At 68.0% G+C, this 16,816-nt stretch carries 14 protein-coding genes; 10 read left to right on the top strand and 4 right to left on the bottom strand.

Annotation, left to right across the window (positions count from 1 at the left end; translation table 11 throughout):
- The first annotated feature begins 19 nt into the window (after nucleotides 1–19).
- Entirely contained in the window at nucleotides 20–1,360 is a 1,341-nt protein-coding gene (locus NX1_RS05795) for a wax ester/triacylglycerol synthase family O-acyltransferase (protein ID WP_068054940.1), read from the top strand.
- 96 nt (nucleotides 1,361–1,456) lie between these two features.
- Here NX1_RS05795 and NX1_RS05790 read toward each other — a convergent pair whose 3' ends face one another.
- Together NX1_RS05790 and NX1_RS05785 are read right to left on the bottom strand one after the other, a co-directional pair.
- A complete protein-coding gene (locus NX1_RS05790) occupies nucleotides 1,457–2,341 on the bottom strand; it encodes a dihydrodipicolinate synthase family protein (protein WP_068054938.1) in 885 nt (294 codons plus the stop codon).
- A complete protein-coding gene (locus tag NX1_RS05785) occupies nucleotides 2,338–3,138 on the bottom strand; it encodes an aldolase (protein WP_068054936.1) in 801 nt (266 codons plus the stop codon). Before NX1_RS05785 ends, NX1_RS05790 begins: the two co-directional genes overlap by 4 nt.
- A 101-nt stretch (nucleotides 3,139–3,239) precedes the next feature.
- Here NX1_RS05785 and NX1_RS05780 point away from each other — a divergent pair, with 101 nt between their 5' ends.
- The 4 genes from NX1_RS05780 (at nucleotide 3,240) to NX1_RS05765 (ending at nucleotide 8,408) form a co-directional block, all read left to right on the top strand.
- Nucleotides 3,240–3,782, top strand: a complete 543-nt coding sequence (locus tag NX1_RS05780; RefSeq protein WP_068054934.1) for a helix-turn-helix domain-containing protein — start codon at nucleotides 3,240–3,242, stop codon at nucleotides 3,780–3,782.
- Nucleotides 3,783–3,984: 202 nt separating this feature from the next.
- On the top strand, nucleotides 3,985–4,902 hold the full coding sequence (locus NX1_RS05775; protein ID WP_068054931.1) for a universal stress protein: 918 nt from the start codon (nucleotides 3,985–3,987) through the stop codon (nucleotides 4,900–4,902).
- Between the two features lie 556 nt (nucleotides 4,903–5,458).
- Entirely contained in the window at nucleotides 5,459–7,909 is a 2,451-nt protein-coding gene (locus NX1_RS05770) for an FHA domain-containing protein (RefSeq protein ID WP_068054928.1), read from the top strand.
- A 28-nt stretch (nucleotides 7,910–7,937) separates the two neighbouring features.
- Complete coding sequence (locus NX1_RS05765; protein ID WP_068055231.1) at nucleotides 7,938–8,408, top strand: hypothetical protein; 471 nt, start codon at nucleotides 7,938–7,940, stop codon at nucleotides 8,406–8,408.
- 53 nt (nucleotides 8,409–8,461) lie between these two features.
- On the opposite strand, the gene NX1_RS05760 is transcribed toward NX1_RS05765, so the two are convergent.
- A complete protein-coding gene (locus NX1_RS05760; RefSeq protein ID WP_068054925.1) occupies nucleotides 8,462–10,642 on the bottom strand; it encodes a malate synthase G in 2,181 nt (726 codons plus the stop codon).
- A 267-nt stretch (nucleotides 10,643–10,909) separates the two neighbouring features.
- Here NX1_RS05760 and NX1_RS05755 point away from each other — a divergent pair, with 267 nt between their 5' ends.
- From NX1_RS05755 to NX1_RS05730, 5 genes are all read left to right on the top strand, one after another.
- Nucleotides 10,910–11,650 (top strand): SDR family NAD(P)-dependent oxidoreductase, encoded by a 741-nt coding sequence (locus NX1_RS05755; protein ID WP_068054923.1) that lies wholly within the window; start codon nucleotides 10,910–10,912, stop codon nucleotides 11,648–11,650.
- 40 nt (nucleotides 11,651–11,690) lie between these two features.
- On the top strand, nucleotides 11,691–12,740 hold the full coding sequence (locus NX1_RS05750) for a zinc-binding dehydrogenase (RefSeq protein ID WP_068054921.1): 1,050 nt from the start codon (nucleotides 11,691–11,693) through the stop codon (nucleotides 12,738–12,740).
- Nucleotides 12,737–13,372, top strand: coding sequence for a TetR/AcrR family transcriptional regulator (locus NX1_RS05745; RefSeq protein WP_068054918.1), 636 nt, complete (start codon nucleotides 12,737–12,739; stop codon nucleotides 13,370–13,372). The genes NX1_RS05750 and NX1_RS05745 overlap by 4 nt, the downstream gene beginning before the upstream one ends.
- Before the next feature lie 2 nt (nucleotides 13,373–13,374).
- Complete coding sequence (locus NX1_RS05740) at nucleotides 13,375–14,664, top strand: acyl-CoA dehydrogenase family protein (protein WP_068054915.1); 1,290 nt, start codon at nucleotides 13,375–13,377, stop codon at nucleotides 14,662–14,664.
- A gap of 496 nt (nucleotides 14,665–15,160) precedes the next feature.
- Nucleotides 15,161–16,042, top strand: a complete 882-nt coding sequence (locus tag NX1_RS05730) for a hypothetical protein (RefSeq protein WP_068054909.1) — start codon at nucleotides 15,161–15,163, stop codon at nucleotides 16,040–16,042.
- A gap of 13 nt (nucleotides 16,043–16,055) precedes the next feature.
- Here the strand turns inward: NX1_RS05730 and NX1_RS05725 are convergent, their stop codons facing one another.
- Nucleotides 16,056–16,748 carry a winged helix-turn-helix transcriptional regulator gene (locus NX1_RS05725; RefSeq protein WP_068054904.1) on the bottom strand — a complete coding sequence of 231 codons (693 nt, stop codon included), beginning with the start codon at nucleotides 16,746–16,748 and terminating at the stop codon, nucleotides 16,056–16,058.
- Nucleotides 16,749–16,816 lie beyond the last annotated feature (68 nt).

The following is a 16,816-nucleotide window of genomic DNA, read 5'->3' as shown; positions in this document are numbered from 1 at the left end:
ATCGAAATAGGATGATCGGATGGGTGAACTCGGTCCGTTGGATTCGGGATTCATGGAACTCGAAGACAGCGATCAACACGTCAACGCGGGTATCGGCGCGGTGGCGATTCTCGACGGAAATCCCGGCACGCGCGCGGAATTCAGTGCTCACATGGCCGAGCGAATCGGCGTCAACCCGCGACTGCACCAGAAACTGCGACGGGCGCGCTGGGATCTGAGCGCCCCGCAGTGGGTCGACGACCCGCATTTCGATCTCGGGCATCACCTGCGCTGGGCGGCGCTGCCGCAACCGTGCGACGAGCGGATGCTGTGGGAGATGGTGGCGACCGTGATGGAGCAACGCCTCGACCGTGACTACCCGCTGTGGCACTGCACCATCGTCGAGCACCTGGCCGACGACCGATGGGCGCTGATCATCACCGCGCACCACAGCATGCTCGACGGCGTCTCGGGCATTTCGCTGTTCCGGCGCCTGTGCGACCCGAACCCCGACACTCCGATCCCGACGAGTCACCACGAGCCGGACGGTGGCGGTGACGGCGGCTGGGATTGGCGAACGATGCTCGCCGACGGATTGCGGCTGCCCATTCAGGCCCCGGGCGCACTGCTGCGCACCGTGCGCGCGGCGGCGCCGCTGGCGTGGAACGCGATCGTGCCGGAAAGCGGGTCGTCGCTGACGGGGCCGATCGGACGCCAACGCCGCTACACCGTCGCTCGGGTATCGCTGGCGCAGGTCAAACGGATCGGCGCCGCCTTCGACGTGACGGTCAACGACGTCGCCCTCGCCGCCGTGACCGCCGCGTTCCGCGCGATGCTGCTCGCCCGCAACGAGGAACCGGACACCGAGACGGTGCGCATCCTGGCTCCCGTGTCGGTGCGCGCGACCGGCGCCGACGGGATGCTCGACAACCGGGTCTCGGCGATGCTGCCGCAGCTGCCGATCCAGCTCGACGACCCCGTTGACCAATTGCGCTCCGTCCACGCGCGCATGAGCGAGCACAAGGCCAGTGGCGAAGCGGGCGCGGCGAATTCGATCCTGTCGCTGGCCCGATGGGTGCCGTTCGCACCTTTGGCATGGGCGGTGCGCACCGCGTTGCGGTTCCCGCAGCACAGCATCGCCGGGCTGGCCACCAATGTGCCCGGCCCGGCCCGCACTCTGCGAATGCGCGGGCGCGAAGTCCTCGAAATCCTGCCCTACGCACCGATCGCGATGCGGCTGCGCACCTCCATCGCCGTCCTGAGCTACCGCGACCACCTCGGCTTCGGCATCACCGGCGACTACGACACCACGCCCGACCTCGACCTGCTCGCCGACACCATCACCACCACGATCGACCGGCTCCTCGACCGCTGCCCCTGACCAGCAGCAGGCTCCCCGGGGCATGGGTCGATCGGAATGCCCAGGCCACACGCCGCCGAGCGCTCGCCCCGGCGACGGCCCCGGCGAGCTGCCGAGTCAGCCGTTCACCGCGGCGACGAGCGCATCGAGTTCGCGTGTGCGTTCGGCCTCCAACGGGAGCAGGGGCATGCGCGGGTCACCGGCATCCAAGCCCGTCGAACGCAGCGCGGACTTCACCGTCGTCGGCAGACCGCGGCTGACGAGCGCGGTCAGCAACGGTTCGAGCTTGCCGAAGATCGCGGCGGCGCGGTCGTCCTCCCCCGCCCGCAGCAGTCGCCAGAACTCCACCACCCGTTCCGGCACCAGACATGGCGCGGCGGTGCACCATCCGGCCGCGCCCGCGGCGAACGCGCGCAATGCCAGCGGATTGCTGCCGTTGAAGAACGGCACCCGGCCGCCGCCGAGTTCGACGATCCGATGCATGCGCCCGATGTCGCCGCTGGATTCCTTGATCATGGCGATGTTCGGCACCTCGTGCACGAGCTCGACCAGGAACTCCGGGGTCATGTCGATACCGGTGGTGGCCGGGTTGTTGTAGACCATCACCGGCAGCGCGGTCGATTCCGCCACGGCGGTGAAATGCGCGCGCAGCTCGGCTTGGGTGAGCGGCCAGTACGAGATGGGCAGCACCATCGCCGCGGCGGCGCCGGCCCGCTCGGCGAACTGGGCGCGGCGCGCGGTGGCCGCGGTGGTCAGGTCCGAGACGCCGACCACCGTCGGCACCCGGCCCCCGGCGTGTTCGACGGAGGCGGCGGCGACCTGCTGCCATTCGCGTTCGTCGAGGTAGGCGCTTTCGCCGGTGCTGCCGAGCGGTGCGATCGCGTCCACACCCGCCTCGATCATCCGGTCGAGCAGTCGCGCCAGCGCCGATGTGTCGACTCGCCCGGACGCGTCGAACGGCGTGACGGGGTAGGCGACGATTCCTTCGATGGTGTGAGTCATGCGGTGGCTCCTGGGGTTTCGATGGCGTCGGGGTGGTTGCGCAGCGCTTTGCGCGCGTAGTAGGCGAAGTTGGCTTGGCTGCGCCGCGGCGTGAGCGTCCAGTCGTGCGCCTCCCTGGCCAGGCGCGGCGGCAGCGGCTTGATCTCGCCCGCGGCCATCGCGAGCAGTTGCAGCCGCGCCGCGCGTTCGATGAGGTGCGCCAGCGAGCAGGCTTCCTCGATCGTCGCCCCCACGACGAGCTGGCCGTGGTGAGCGAGCAGAATCGCCCGCTTGTCGCCCAGGGCGGCGGAGATGATCTCGCCTTCCTCGTTGCCGACCGGCACGCCGGGCCAGTCCGGCAGGAAGGCGCAGTCGTCGTAGAGCGGGGCGATGTCCATCTGCGAAACCTGTAGCGGCACTTCGAGCATGGACAGCGCCGCGCAGTGCAGCGGGTGGGTGTGCACGATGCAGTTGACATCCGGGCGCGCGCGATAGATCCAGCTGTGGAAACGGTTGGCCGGATTCGCCATTCCCGCGCCTTCCAGCACGGTCAGATCCTCGTCGACCAGCAGCAGGTTGGCCTCGGTGATCTCGTCGAAACCGAGACCGAGCCGCTGGGTGAGGAAGGTGCCTGGTTCCGTGCCGCGCGCGGAGATCTGCCCCGCGAGCCCGGAGTCGTGCCCCGCGTCGTAGAGCGCGCGGCAGGTCAGGGCGATTTTCTGGCGGTCGTTCCAGTCGCCGGGCGACAGTTCGGTCTGCATGGACCTGGTCGCCATGGTCATCAGCTCGGACTTTCCGAGGTTCATGGTGGTGGCCATCGACTACCTCCTTATCGAAGACACCTGTTGACGATAGGACACTTTGTGTCATCGCGCTAGTCTTGTGTCCTGTTGTGACCGTCACCAGCGAAAGGAGACCGGTGGCCGCGTATCTCAGGGCGCACCGCAAGCGCGCCGACCTGACGCTGGACGCGCTCGCGGAGCGGACCGGGCTGACCAAGAGCTACCTGTCCAAAATCGAACGCGGACTGAGCACCCCGTCCATCGCCGTGGCCTTGAAGATCGCCCGCGCGCTGAACACCGATGTGGGACAACTGTTCTCCGAAGATCCCGATCCCACGTTGATGCAGGTGGATCGCGCCGCCGAGCGCATGGACGAGCCGAAGGCGCCGGCCGCGCACTACCTCGCCATCGCCACCAACGTGGCCCGAAAGACCATGCAGCCGTTCGTAGTTCGGCCGACCACCGAGCCGGACACGAAATACCTGGAACACTCAGGCGACGAGTTCGTCTTCGTGCACAGCGGCAGCGTCGAGATCGCGGTCCCGGGTGAACACATCGTGCTGCACGCGGGCGACAGCCTTTATTTCGCCGCGACCACTCCACACCGGATCAGGTCGATCTCCGCACGACGGGCCGAGCTCATCGTCGTCGTCGGCGATCGAGAGCCGATCGCCGACTGAAACCGGGGCGCCGAATCCAGCCGTGGTTCCAGCGCGGTTGGGCCGTTGAGCCTTTCGGTCGGGGCCCATCGGCCCTGGGTTCACCGATTCGGCGCGATCGATACTGATGTCGCGGCCATCGGCGGTGCTTCCGCGGCGGCCCGAGCATTACCCGCCGTGTGCGGGTCACATCGCCAGTGAGCATGACCGAAAGGCAGCAGCAATGACCACCTCTCCTCGTGACGAACTACGCGACCTGGCCTCGGGAGCGGTGGTGGCCGGAACCGACGGCTCGGCCGCCGGCTCGCACGCCGTGGCGTGGGCCGCCCGGACCGCGGCCGATCGCGGACGTCGTCTGATCGTCGTCCACGGCTACGACATCGGTGCCACCCAAGCAGTGCTGGGTGCCTACGACGTGCTGGTGCCCTCGGTCATCGAAACCCTCCGCGACCACGGACGCCAGACCCTCGACAGCGCGCACCGAACCGCTCGCGAGATCCACCCGGATCTCGAGATCGTCACCGAACTGTCCGAGCGCAACCCCGCCGAGTTGCTCATCGATCTGTCCTCGACAGCGCGGCTGGTCGTCCTCGGCGCCACGCCGGGAGTGGGGTCCTTCGCCCATCTGGGCTCGACCTTGCTGGCGGTGGCCAGTCAAGGCAAGGGGCGCATCGTGGTCGCCCGCGACGACGACAACAAGCGGCTCCGCGGCAGCGGCCCCGTGGTCGTCGGCGTGGACGGCAGCCCGGTCGGCGAACCCGCGATCGAAGCCGCGTTCGACGAAGCGTGTGCGCGCGACGCCGAACTGGTCGTGGTGCACGCCTGGAGCGACCTGTCGGAGGGACGGTTCGCCGGGACCAGCTACCTCGAGATTCCGATCGCCGAACTGGAAACCGCCGAACACGCGTTGCTCGCGGAACGGCTGGCGGGCTGGCAGGAGAAGTACCCCACCGTCACGGTCACCCGCCGGGTCCACTTGTCCGGCGCCCGCAAGCAACTCGTCGAATGGTCCAAGACCGCGCAACTGGTCGTCGTCGGCAGCCGCGGTCGCGGCGGATTCCGCGGCATGCTGCTCGGCTCGACCAGCAACCACCTCGTCCAGCACTCCCACTGCCCGGTCATGGTCGTCCACCCGGACTGATCGCCGCCGTCACCGCAGCCGAATCGGTGGATGCCCAACGAGATTCGCTCCGCCGGCCCACCGTTTCCGGCTTGTCGCGACGAGGCGATCGGTCCCGATGCTTCCGGACGCGCCGCTGATCAGCACGTGCTGACCCATCCGGACGCGCGCGATGTCGCGAAGAAAGTGGCTCGCCAGGGGATCCGCGCTTCGATCGGCGCGAAGCGACTCCTATTTCAACGCCACGGCGGCTTCGCGTGTCGAGATTTCGTCGAAGACGTTCTCCGATCGAATTGTCGAAATTCGAATCATTCGCGCAGAACTTCGAATGTGAAGATCAGGTCGCCGACACCGAATTCGAATTGCGAAGTACCCCGCGCTTCCCTCGACCGACGCGGTCGGCGGCTTGCTCGAGGTGCCGACCGCCCGGTTCCGGCGGTCGCGTGAGATGTTCCGTTTGCGCTGGTCAAAGCGGTTTAACTCGGGTGAAGCGGGAGGTCGCGCAAGGCCGGAGGCAGTGAGCTCGGGATCTCCCGACCCTTGCGGCGACAGCACGTGTCGGTCGTATACTCCCTTCATGGCGGATGAACGGTCCTCCATCGAATTTCCCGAAGCACCGGTTCTGGTGGTGCAGACCAGGGAACGCGTCTATCGGCTACGCGCCGGGGGCGCATATAATGTCGGTCGCGATCCGACCGCCGACATTGTCGTATCCGATCCCCGCGTCTCTTCGGTGCACGCCGTTCTGGAGCGAGGCTCGGACGGTTGGGAAATCGAGGACGCCGGCAGCCTCAACGGCACTTTCTTCGACGGTCACCGCGTCGAACGAATGGTGATCGATCACGACGAGACGTTCCAGCTCGGCCATGCCAAGGACGGCGAGGAGCTGACCTGCTGGGTGGAGGCGCCACCCATCTACGTTCCCGGTGGCGACGGCGGTGGCGACACGATGGTCGTCCCCGATCCCGGCTACCAGCTGGACGACGAACCGACGGTCACGAAGTCCCACCAGAGCCTCCGGCCGGTTTCCCGAGCGATGGCTCCGGCGGCCCATCCCGGCGCGGTAGTCAGGATCACGTCGGACACCATGCGGATCGGCCGGGCCGCCGACAACGACATCGTCGTGCCCGACCTCATGGTCTCCCGCCATCACGCCGAATTGCAGGTGATCGGCGAAGGCAAATACCGGATCGTCGACCTCGACAGCCACAACGGCACCTACGTCAACGGCCACCGGGCCGAAATCACCGACCTCACCGAATCCGATCTGATCGGCTTGGGGCACACCACGTTCCGGCTGGTCGGCGACGAACTGCGCGAGTCCGTCGACACCGGTGACGTGTCGGTCTCGGTGCAGAACCTCATCGTGCGGATAGCGGACGGAAAGGTACTGCTCGACGGGGTGAGCTTCCCGATCCCGCATCGCTCGCTCGTCGGCGTCATCGGGCCTTCCGGAGCGGGCAAGTCGACGCTGCTCGGCGCGGTCACCGGATTGCGACCCGCGACGGAGGGGACGGTCCGCTACGACGGACGCGACCTGTACACCAATTACGACGAGCTCCGGCACCGGATCGGACTGGTCCCGCAGGAGGACATCCTGCACAACCAGCTACAGACCCGGCGGGCCCTGCTCTACGCGGCCGAACTGCGGTTCCCCGGCGACACACGCAAGGAGGAGCGCGAGCAGCGGGTCGACGAGGTGCTCGAGGAACTCGGCTTGGCGCAGCACGCCGAGACCCGCATCGATCGGCTCTCGGGCGGGCAACGCAAACGCGTGAACGTCGCGCTGGAGTTGCTGACCAAACCGTCGCTGTTGTTCCTCGACGAACCGACCTCCGGTCTCGACCCCGGCCTGGACAAGACCGTCATGGAGATGCTGTCCGAGCTGGCGCACGACGGGCGGACCGTCATCGTCGTGACGCACAGCGTGGCCAATCTCGACGCCTGCGACCGCCTGCTGGTGCTGGTGCCCGGCGGCAGGCTGGCCTACTACGGTCCGCCCGCGGCGGGTTTGCGGCACTTCGGGCAGCGCAGCTGGGCCGAGGTGTTCCAGGCTTTCGACCGCGAGGAGGACCGCGACTGGGCCGGTGAGTTCCGGGATTCGGCGTACTTCCAGCAGTACGTCGCGGTCGGACTGACCGATGAGGTCGGCCCAGCGCAGGTGCGGCCGCCCGAGCCGCCGCCCGCGCCGCAGTCCAAGCTGAGCCAGCTCAGCACGTTGTGCAGGCGCTACTTGGCGGTCATCGCCTCGGATCGAAGCTATCTGGCGCTGCTCGGCGTGATGCCGATCCTGCTGGGCGGCTTGATCGCCGCGGTGCCGCCGGGCCAGGGGTTCGCCGGAGAGCCGGGAACCAACATCGACGCGCCGACCAAGCTGATGATCTTGGCGTTCGCCGCATGCTTCGTCGGCACCGGCAACTCGATCCGCGAGATCGTCAAGGAGCAGACGATCTACCGAAGAGAACGCGCCGCGGGCTTGTCGGCGGGCGTCTATCTGATGTCGAAGATGCTGGTGCTCGGGGTGATCACCACCGTTCAGGCGGCGGTGTTGGTCTTGATCGGCACCATCGGCGTGGACATGCCGCCCAAAGGACTGTTCACCTCGGTCGAAGTCGAACTGATCCTGGCGATGGCGCTGCTCGGCATCACGTCGCTGGCATTGGGCTTGCTGGTGTCGGTCTCGGTCAACACCTCGGAGAAGACACTGCCGCTGCTGATCGTGCTGTCGATGGCACAACTCGTGCTCACCGGCGGGCTGGTGCGGCTACCCGGCACACCCTTCCTGGAGCAGCTGTCCTATATCTCGCCGTCCCGGTGGGGATTCGCCGCGGGAGCCGCCACCCTCGACCTCGACACCCTGTCGCCACACGACGGCGCGGCCGACCCGCTGTGGAAACACACCATCGGAACCTGGTTCGTCGATATGGGAGTCGTCGCCGGCTTGGGAATCGTCTTCCTCGCGCTGGCCTGGTACCGCCTCTACCAGATGCGCCCACGGCGCCGCGGCGCCCCCGCCGCGAGGCTGTGACGCACCGGTCCAGCGGCCGGTGACCACCGTGCTGAGAGCCATCCTGTGGGGCGCGGCCGCCGGGGCCGCCGGAACCACCGCGTTGAACGCCGTCACCTTCCTCGACATGATGGCGCGTGGTCGGCCGCCGAGCCGCACTCCGGAAGAGAGCGTCCAGCGCATGGCCGACAAGCTGGGCGTGCAAGTGCCCGGTGACGATGAACAGCGGCAGAGCCGGATCTCCGGCGCGGGATCGCTGCTGGGCACCGGGACCGGTCTCTCGGTGGGCTGCGTTTACGGTTTCGCCCGTTCCACCGGATGGCAGCCATCGATTCCGGCCGCGAGCCTCGCCAATACCGCCGCGGCCATGTCACTCACCGGGTTCTCGCTGTTCACTCTGAAGGTCTCCGATCCCCGCCGGTGGGGGCGCTCCGATTGGCTCAGCGACCTCGTGCCCCACCTGGCGTACGGCGTGGTCACCGCCCTGAGCTACGCGGCCATGGCCGACAGGGGGCTATGACGCGCGAATCCCCCGGCCGACTCGACCGGGGGATTCGTTTGCCGCTCAGCGTATTACACGCAGTCCAGCGCCTTGGCCTCGCGGCGGCGGCGGTGCAGGATGGGCTCGGTGTAGCCGTTGGGCTGCTTGGTGCCCTCGAGGATCAGTTCCTTGGCGGCCTGGAAGGCGATGCTGCCCGCGAAGTCCGTGGCCATCGCGCGGTAGTTCGGGTCGCCCGCGTTCTGGCGGTCGACGACCGGGGCCATCCGCTCCAGGCTGGCCACCACCTCGTCGGCGGTGACGATGCCGTGGCGCAGCCAGTTCGCCATGAGCTGGCTCGAGATCCGCAGGGTGGCACGGTCTTCCATGAGCGCGACGTCCTTGATGTCGGGCACCTTGGAGCAGCCGACGCCCTGGTCGATCCAGCGCACCACGTAGCCGAGGATGGACTGCGAGTTGTTGTCGAGCTCCTGCTGCTTCTCCTCGGCGGTCCAGTTGGGCTCGGCGGCCAGCGGGATCTCCAGGATCTGGTCGACGGTGGCGCGGCGACCGCCCTTGGCGATCTCGGCCTGCCGCTTGAACACGTCGACCAGGTGGTAGTGGGTCGCGTGCAGGGTGGCGGCGGTCGGCGAGGGCACCCACGCGGTGTTGGCGCCCGCCTTCGGGTGACCGACCTTCTGGACCAGCATGTCGGCCATCAGGTCAGGCATGGCCCACATGCCCTTGCCGATCTGCGCCTTGCCGGGCAGACCCGCGGTCAGACCGGTGTCGACGTTCCAGTCCTCGTAGGACAGGATCCACTGCTGGGCCTTCATGTCGGCCTTGCGGACCATCGGCCCGGCCTCCATGGACGTGTGGATCTCGTCGCCGGTGCGGTCGAGGAAGCCGGTGTTGATGAACACCACCCGCTCCTTGGCGGCCTGGATGCAGGCCTTGAGGTTCACCGTGGTGCGGCGCTCCTCGTCCATGATGCCGACCTTGAGAGTGTTGCGGTCGAGGCCGATGACGTCCTCGATGCGGCCGAACAGCTCGTTGGTGAAGGCGACCTCGTCGGGGCCGTGCATCTTCGGCTTCACGATGTAGACCGAGCCGGTGCGGCTGTTCTTCAGCTCGGTGTCGTCGCCCAGCGAGTGCTTGGCGATCAACGAGGTGATCAGGCCGTCCATGATGCCCTCCGGCACCTCGTTGCCCTCGGCGTCGAGGATGGCGTCGGAGGTCATCAGGTGGCCGACGTTGCGCACGAACAGCAGCGAACGGCCGTGCAGCACCAGCTCGGAACCGTCCAGCGCGGTGTAGACGCGGTCCGGGTTCATGGTGCGGGTGAAGGACTTGTCGCCCTTGGTGACCTTCTCGGCGAGCGTGCCCTTCATCAGGCCGAGCCAGTTGTGGTAGCAGAGCACCTTGTCCTCGGCGTCCACCGCGGCGACCGAGTCCTCGAAGTCCATGATCGTGGTGACCGCGGACTCCAGCACGACGTCCTTGACGCCCGCGGTGTCGGTGCTGCCGATGGGCGAGCTCGGGTCGATCTGGATCTCGATGTGCAGGCCGTTGTGCTTCAGCAGCACCGAGCTCGGCGCGGCCGGGTCACCGAGGTAGCCGACCAGCTGCGAGGGGTCGGCCAGACCGATCTCGGTGCCGTCCTCCAGACCGACCTCCAGCTCGCCGTCGACGATCTTGTAGGAGGTGGAGCCGATGTGCGAACCGGTGATCAGGGTGACGGAGTCGTCGAGGAAGTTGCGCGCCCACTCGATGACCTTGTCGCCGCGCACCTTGTTGTAGCCGGTGCCCTTCTCGGCGCCGTTCGCCTCGGAGATGGCGTCGGTGCCGTAGAGCGCGTCGTACAGCGAGCCCCACCGGGCGTTGGCGGCGTTGATCGCGAAGCGCGCGTTCATGACCGGGACCACCAGCTGCGGACCGGCGGTGACGGCGATCTCCGCGTCCACGTTCTCGGTCTCGATCTCGAAGTCGGCGGGCTCGGGGCGCAGGTAGCCGATCTCGGTCAGGAAGTTCTTGTAGGCGGCCTTGTCGTAGCCGGCGCCCGGGTTCTCGGCATGCCAGGCGTCGAGCTTGCCCTGGATCTCGTCGCGCTCGGCCAGCAGGGCGCGGTTGCGCGGAGCGAGGTCGTTGATCACCTGCTCGGCGCCCGCCCAGAACGCGGCGGAATCTACGCCGGTACCGGGAAGCGCCTCGTTCTCGACGAACTCGTGGAGAACGCTGGCCACCTGGAGCCCGCCGACCTGAATCCGCTCTGTCATCTACTGCCTCACTTCTGAGAAAGCCGGGTGAAAAAGACGGGCTATACGTTACCCGTCGGTAGGCCCATGCCCTGTGGAGGGCCAGCGCACGCCGAGTGCGTCGGGTGAACGCCAGGGCTGCTCGCGATATTTCGCCACGCCGTCGATCGGGGTCGATCGGTCGGCGCGTCACGCGATGTCGGCGGTCGGCCGAACAACCTCTTGATCGTAACGCTCAGCGCAATTAATGTACTGACCGGAACATTTCTGCTGCGGAAGGGGCGCCCGATGTCGCTCACCGACAAGGTCGTTCTGGTCACCGGCGGCAGCCGCGGCCTGGGCCGGGAGATGGTGCTCGCCTTCGCCGCCGCGGGCGCGGACGTCGTCATCGCGGGCCGCAGGCTCGAGGGCTGCGTCGCGCTGGCCGACGAGGTGAAGAACGCGCACGGCCGCCGGGCGCTCCCGGTCGCCTGCAACGTGAGCGAGTGGGACCAGTGCGACGCGCTCGTCGAGGCCGCCTACGCGGAGTTCGGCCGGGTCGACGTGCTGGTGAACAACGCGGGCATGTCCCTGCTGTATCCCAGCCTCGACCAGGTGAGCGAGGCGATGTTCGACAAGGTCGTCGGCGTGAACCTCAAGGGACCGTTCCGGCTCTCCGCGCTCGTCGCGACGAGGATGGCGGCGGGCGAGGGCGGCAGCATCGTCAACATCTCCTCCATCGAGGCCGCGAGGCCGGAACCGCTCGCGGTGCCCTACGCGGCGGCCAAGGCCGGACTCAACGCGCTCACCGCGGGCCTGGCACAGACCTACGGGCCGAAGGTGCGGGTCAACACGATCCAGTGCGGACCTTTCGAGACGGACATCGCCAAGGCCTGGCCCGACGAGCTGCGCGCCGCGCTCACCGACCACAACGCCATGGGCCGGGTCGGCAGGCCGGACGAAATCGTCGGCGCCGCAATGTACTTCGCCACCGAGGCGTCGTCCTTCTGCACCGGGGCGACCCTCGCGCTCGACGGCGGCTGGCGATGAGCCGCACGCCATACGCACTCACGATCGAAGGGACACTCCCGTGAAAGCACTGACCTACGCCGGGCCTCGAGCGATCTCGTTCGGCGATATCGGCGACCCGGTGCTGCCCGGCGAAGACGGGGCGATCGTGCGGGTCACCGCCGCCGGAATCTGCGGCAGCGACCTGCACATATACGGGGGTCACGGATTCGCTCCCGGCACCGGCTACGGAGTCGGTCACGAGGCCGTCGGCGAAATCGTGGAGCTCGGGCCCCAGGCGCACGGCCTCGCGGTCGGCGACCGGGTGCTTGTGCCCGCTTCGGCGGGCTGCGACCGCTGCGGCCGCTGCCGGTCTGGCATCGTCGCGGCGTGCGAGCGGCAGCCGTTGCCGGTCGACGCCTGCTACGGGCTCGGCGGCTCGCTGCCGGGGGCGCAGGCGCAGCTGCTCGCGGTGCCGCACGCCACCGGCAACCTGGTGCGACTGCCCGACGCGATCGGCGACGAGGCGGCGATCGTACTGACCGACAACGCCCCCACCGCCTGGTACGCCGCCCGGCGGGCGCGCGTCGCGCCGGGCGACACCGTGGTCGTGATCGGATTGGGCCCGGTCGGACTGATGGCGGTGCAGTCCGCGTTCGCGATGGGCGCCGCGCGGGTGCTCGGCATCGACCTGGTCGCCGACCGGCGCGCCAGGGCGGCCGAGCTGGGCGCGGAACCCGTCGAATCCGATGACCCGAAGCAGGCCGTGCGCGAAATGCTCGGCGGCGGCGCCGATGTCGCGCTCGAGGCGGTCGGCGCCGACGCCACCATCGCGTTGGCGACCAGTGTGGTCGGCCATCGCGGACGGGTCAGCGTCGTCGGCGTCAGCCAGAACCGGGCCTTCCCCTTCCACCTGCCGCTCGCGCAGGTCAAGGAGCTCGAGTTCCACATCGGGCTGTGCTCGGTCCAATACGAACTGCCCGCGCTGCTGAAACTCACCGCCGCGGGCAGGCTGCGCCCGGAAGCCGTGGTCTCGCACCGGTTGCCGATGTCGGAAGGGCCTGCGGCGTACCGCATGTTCGCCGAGCGCGACGACAAGGTCTGCAAGATCCTGCTGGATCCGTGGGGATGACCGGCCTCACGCGCCGTCGCGGACGCCCGCCCGCCTCGGAATCGACGGCGGGCGACACCAGGGGTCGTATCGTCCGCGCCGCCGTGGAACTCTTCGCGGAGAAGGGCTTCCACGGCACCGGCGTCGCCGAGATCGGCGACCGCGCCGACGTGCAGCGCGGCGCGCTGTACTACCACATCGGGTCGAAGGAAGAACTGCTCTGGCAGATCCTGCGCGACTACATCCAGCTCATGCTGGCCGACGCCGAACGCATCACGAGCGGCGACGACGACCCGATCACCAAGCTGCGCAAGCTGATTCACAGCCACGTCGAACTGATCGTGGACCACCGTCGCGAGGTCGCCATCCAGCTGCGCGACGTGGGCGCGCTCACCGGCGAGCGTGGCGCGCAGCTACAGGAATTGCGCGACCGGATTCAACTGCACTGGCAGCAGGTGCTCGACGCGGGTTACGCCGCAGGCCTGCTGCGCACCGCCGACCACGTGATCACCAACAGCGTCCTCGGCATGCTGAACATGGTGACCTTCTGGTATCGCCCGCACGGCGGCCGCTCCCCCGGCGAGATCGCGGAACTGCTCGCCGCCACCGTCCTGGACGGCGTCGTCGTCACCGACCACCACACGAAAGGCTGATCATGGCTTGGGATTTCGAAACGGAACCGGAGTTCCAGCGGAAGCTGGACTGGGCCGCCGAGTTCGTCCGCACCGAGGTGGAGCCGCTCGACCTGCTGTACCCGAATCCCTACGACCGCAGCAACACCGAGGCCATGGCGCTCATGCGGCCGCTCAAGGAGAAGGTGAAGGAACAGGGGCTGTGGGCCTGCCACCTCGGCCCCGAGCTCGGCGGCCAGGGCTACGGACAGATGAAGCTGGCGCTGCTCAACGAGGTGCTCGGCACGTCCGTCTGGGCGCCGTCGGTATTCGGTTGCCAGGCACCGGATTCCGGCAACGCCGAGATCCTCGCGCACTACGGCACCCCGGAACAGAAGGCGAAGTACCTCGAGCCGCTGCTGGCCGGTGAGATCGGCTCCTGTTACGTGATGACCGAGCCCACCGGCGGCTCGGACCCGACGCTCTTCCGCACCCGCGCGGTGCGCGACGGCGACCACTGGGTGATCAACGGCGAGAAGTGGTTCAACTCCAACGCGCAGTTCGCGAGCTTCCACATCGTCATGGTCGTCACCAACCCGGATGTCAGCCCGTACCAGGGCATGTCGATGTTCATCGTCCCCGCCGACGCGCCCGGCCTGGAGATCGTCAAGAACTTCCACGTGCACGGCTTCAGCGAGCACGAGGGTCACCTGCGCTTCACCGACGTACGGGTCCCCGCCGACCACCTGCTCGGCGCCGAGGGCCAGGGCTTCGTCGTCGCCCAGACCCGGCTCGGCGGCGGACGCGTGCACCACGCCATGCGCACGGTCGCCTTGGTGCGCAAGGCTTTCGACATGATGTGTGAACGCGCGGTATCGCGGCAGATGCGCAAGGGGCCGCTCGGCGGCTTGCAGATGACCCAGGAGCGCATCGCCGACAGCTGGATCGAGATGGAACAGTTCCGGCTGCTGGTGCTGCGCACCGCATGGCGCATCGACAAGGAACAGGACTACCTGAAGGTGCGCAAGGACATCGCCGCCATCAAGGTGGCCATGCCCAAGGTCATGCACGACATCGCCCAGCGCGCCTTGCACCTGCACGGCGCCATCGGCGTCAGCGAGGACCTGCCGTTCGTCGACATGATGAACTACGCCGAGGTCATGGCGATCGCCGACGGGCCGACCGAGGTCCACAAGATCACACTCGCCAAGGAAGTGCTGAAGAACTACGCCCCCGGCGATCCCGTCTACCCGAGCGGGTACCGGCCCGCGCTGCGGGAGCAGGCGCGGGAACTGGTCGCGCGGCGACTGGAGCACGTCGTCGGGAACCTGTAGCCGAACGGTGCGCCGGGACCATCGTGGCGTGGTCCCGGCGGGATTCGATCTCCGCGAACGGTCCCGCGCGGGGCGGGTGCCGTGCCACAATTTTCGGGGCAATTGTGGATCGGACGACGAGGGGATTTCCGATCGTGCGTACCGGATATGGCATCGCCGCGGTGCTACTGGCGTCGGCTCTCGCCGTGGCCGGGTGCGGGGACGGGGACACCGGAGACAGTGGTACGACGACCACGCCGACGACGAACGCCGTATCCGCCACACCGACGCCGACGGTCACGACCGCGTCCTTACCCACGCCGATGCCGCCGACGATCGGGCCTACAGGTCTGATTCCGAACACCGCCACACCGGTCAGCCGACCGACGTCGACCGTCTCCACGGTTGGGCCGCCCACGACACTTCCGACGAACTCGCTGGGTCCGACGGCCGCTGAAGTCGGTCCGAGCAACTCGCCCGCTCCCACGTCCAATTCGTCCGTACCCACGCCATCCCAGTGACCTCCGAGACCGACGCGCGCGCCTTCGCGCTGCTTCCCCTGCTCGGAGCCGTCGCCTCGCAGGTGGCGTTCGTCACCGGCGTGCTCTACTACTTCGGCTGGGCTTACAGCCGGGCCTTCTTCTGGCACTTCGGCGTGTCCGCCGGAACGCTCGGATTCACCACACAGGACTACATCCTCTTCAGCGTCGGCGCGATGTTCCTGCCGCTGCTCACCACCCTGTTCTGGATCCTCGGCCTGCTCGCCGTCCGGAGATTGCCGGTCTGGCACGCGCTCAAAAGCGGGCGTCCGCGCAAGACGCTGCGGTGGTGGGTCCGGCTGTCGGCCGCGGCGGGCGTTTTGCTCATCGCCGTGGTCGCCGTCATCACCTCCACGCCGACGCCGTTCGCCGCTCCGCTCGTGGAAGAGGCGCCGTTCCTGCTGATCGCGGGCGCGGCGATGATCGGCTACGCGACCTGGCTGCTCTGGCGGTACCCCGCCGTACTCGGCATCCGGCGGCCGAGCCGGACGGTGATGCAGGTCAGGACCATCGCGCTCGTCGCGATCGTCATGATCGGCTACATCTGGGCCGTCGCCGCCTTCGCCGACCGCAAGGGCCGGGACGACGCCGTGCACCAGGAGGCGGTGCATTTCGTCGACCGGCCCGCCATCGTCGTGTTCAGCGTCGACCGTCTCGGCATCGAGGGCGCGGGCGCGCAGGTCGGCGAGATCACCGCGCCCAACGAGAAATACCGCTACGTCTACAGCGGACTGTGGCTTCTCGTACGCACCTCGGACCGCTATTACCTGCTCCCACAGCAGTGGAAAGCCAAGCAGGACCGGGTGTTCGTCATCAAGGACAGCGATTCCATCCGCATCGATATCGCGCGCAACCCCTAGCCCACCGGCCCGTTCAGGCCGACATCGATGTCAGTTCGGCCCGCGAATCCGAATACGGGGCAACCGGACTCAGTTGCAGCACGGCAGGCATCCTGCGCGTCAGCACCGTCGGTCCGGCGAATTCGAGCCGACCGGTGCGCAGCGCGTGCGACACCGGAATTCGGCCGAGCCACACCTGGTAGAGCGAGCTGACATCGGAGCGAATCGTGACGTCCACCGGATAGCCGGGATCGGTGACGCACACCGAGGGCGCGCCGCGTTCGACGACGATCCAGTAGCGGCGCGGATCGTCGGTGAACCGCACCGCGAGCACCTGCCGGGCGCTGGGGAACGAGGAGGTGTCCAAGCGGGTGTGCATCCACCAGACGAGCAGGTCGGCGTCGAGTTCTTCCGGGTCGGGTTCACCGAAGGTCCAGCGCGCGCCCCAAGCGCCGAGGCCGAACAGGATCGGCTCGAGGTCACGTCCGGCCTCTGTCATCAGGTACCGGCCGCCGATCTTCTCGATCAACCCCGCGCGCTCGAACTGGCGCAACCGCTTGGTGAGCAGGGTGCGCGACAGCCCTGGCAGGCCGCGGGCGAGGTCGTTGAAACGGGTGCTGCCGAGCAGCAGGTCACGCAGGATGAGCAGCGACCATCGCTCGCCGAGCAGGTCGAGGGCCCGGGATATCGGGCAGTACTGTCCGTAGCCCGCAGTCGTTGTCGTCACGCCGCACCTCGCGATTCATCGGTCCTTTTCGTGGACCGGGTCGGTCCACTTTCTGCACTATTCGGTTA

This window comes from Nocardia xishanensis NBRC 101358 (assembly GCF_001613365.1).
In the GTDB taxonomy this organism is placed as follows: domain Bacteria; phylum Actinomycetota; class Actinomycetes; order Mycobacteriales; family Mycobacteriaceae; genus Nocardia; species Nocardia xishanensis.
The sequence above is the reverse complement of the archived record's forward strand: the minus strand, read 5'-3'. Positions and strand labels throughout refer to the sequence as shown.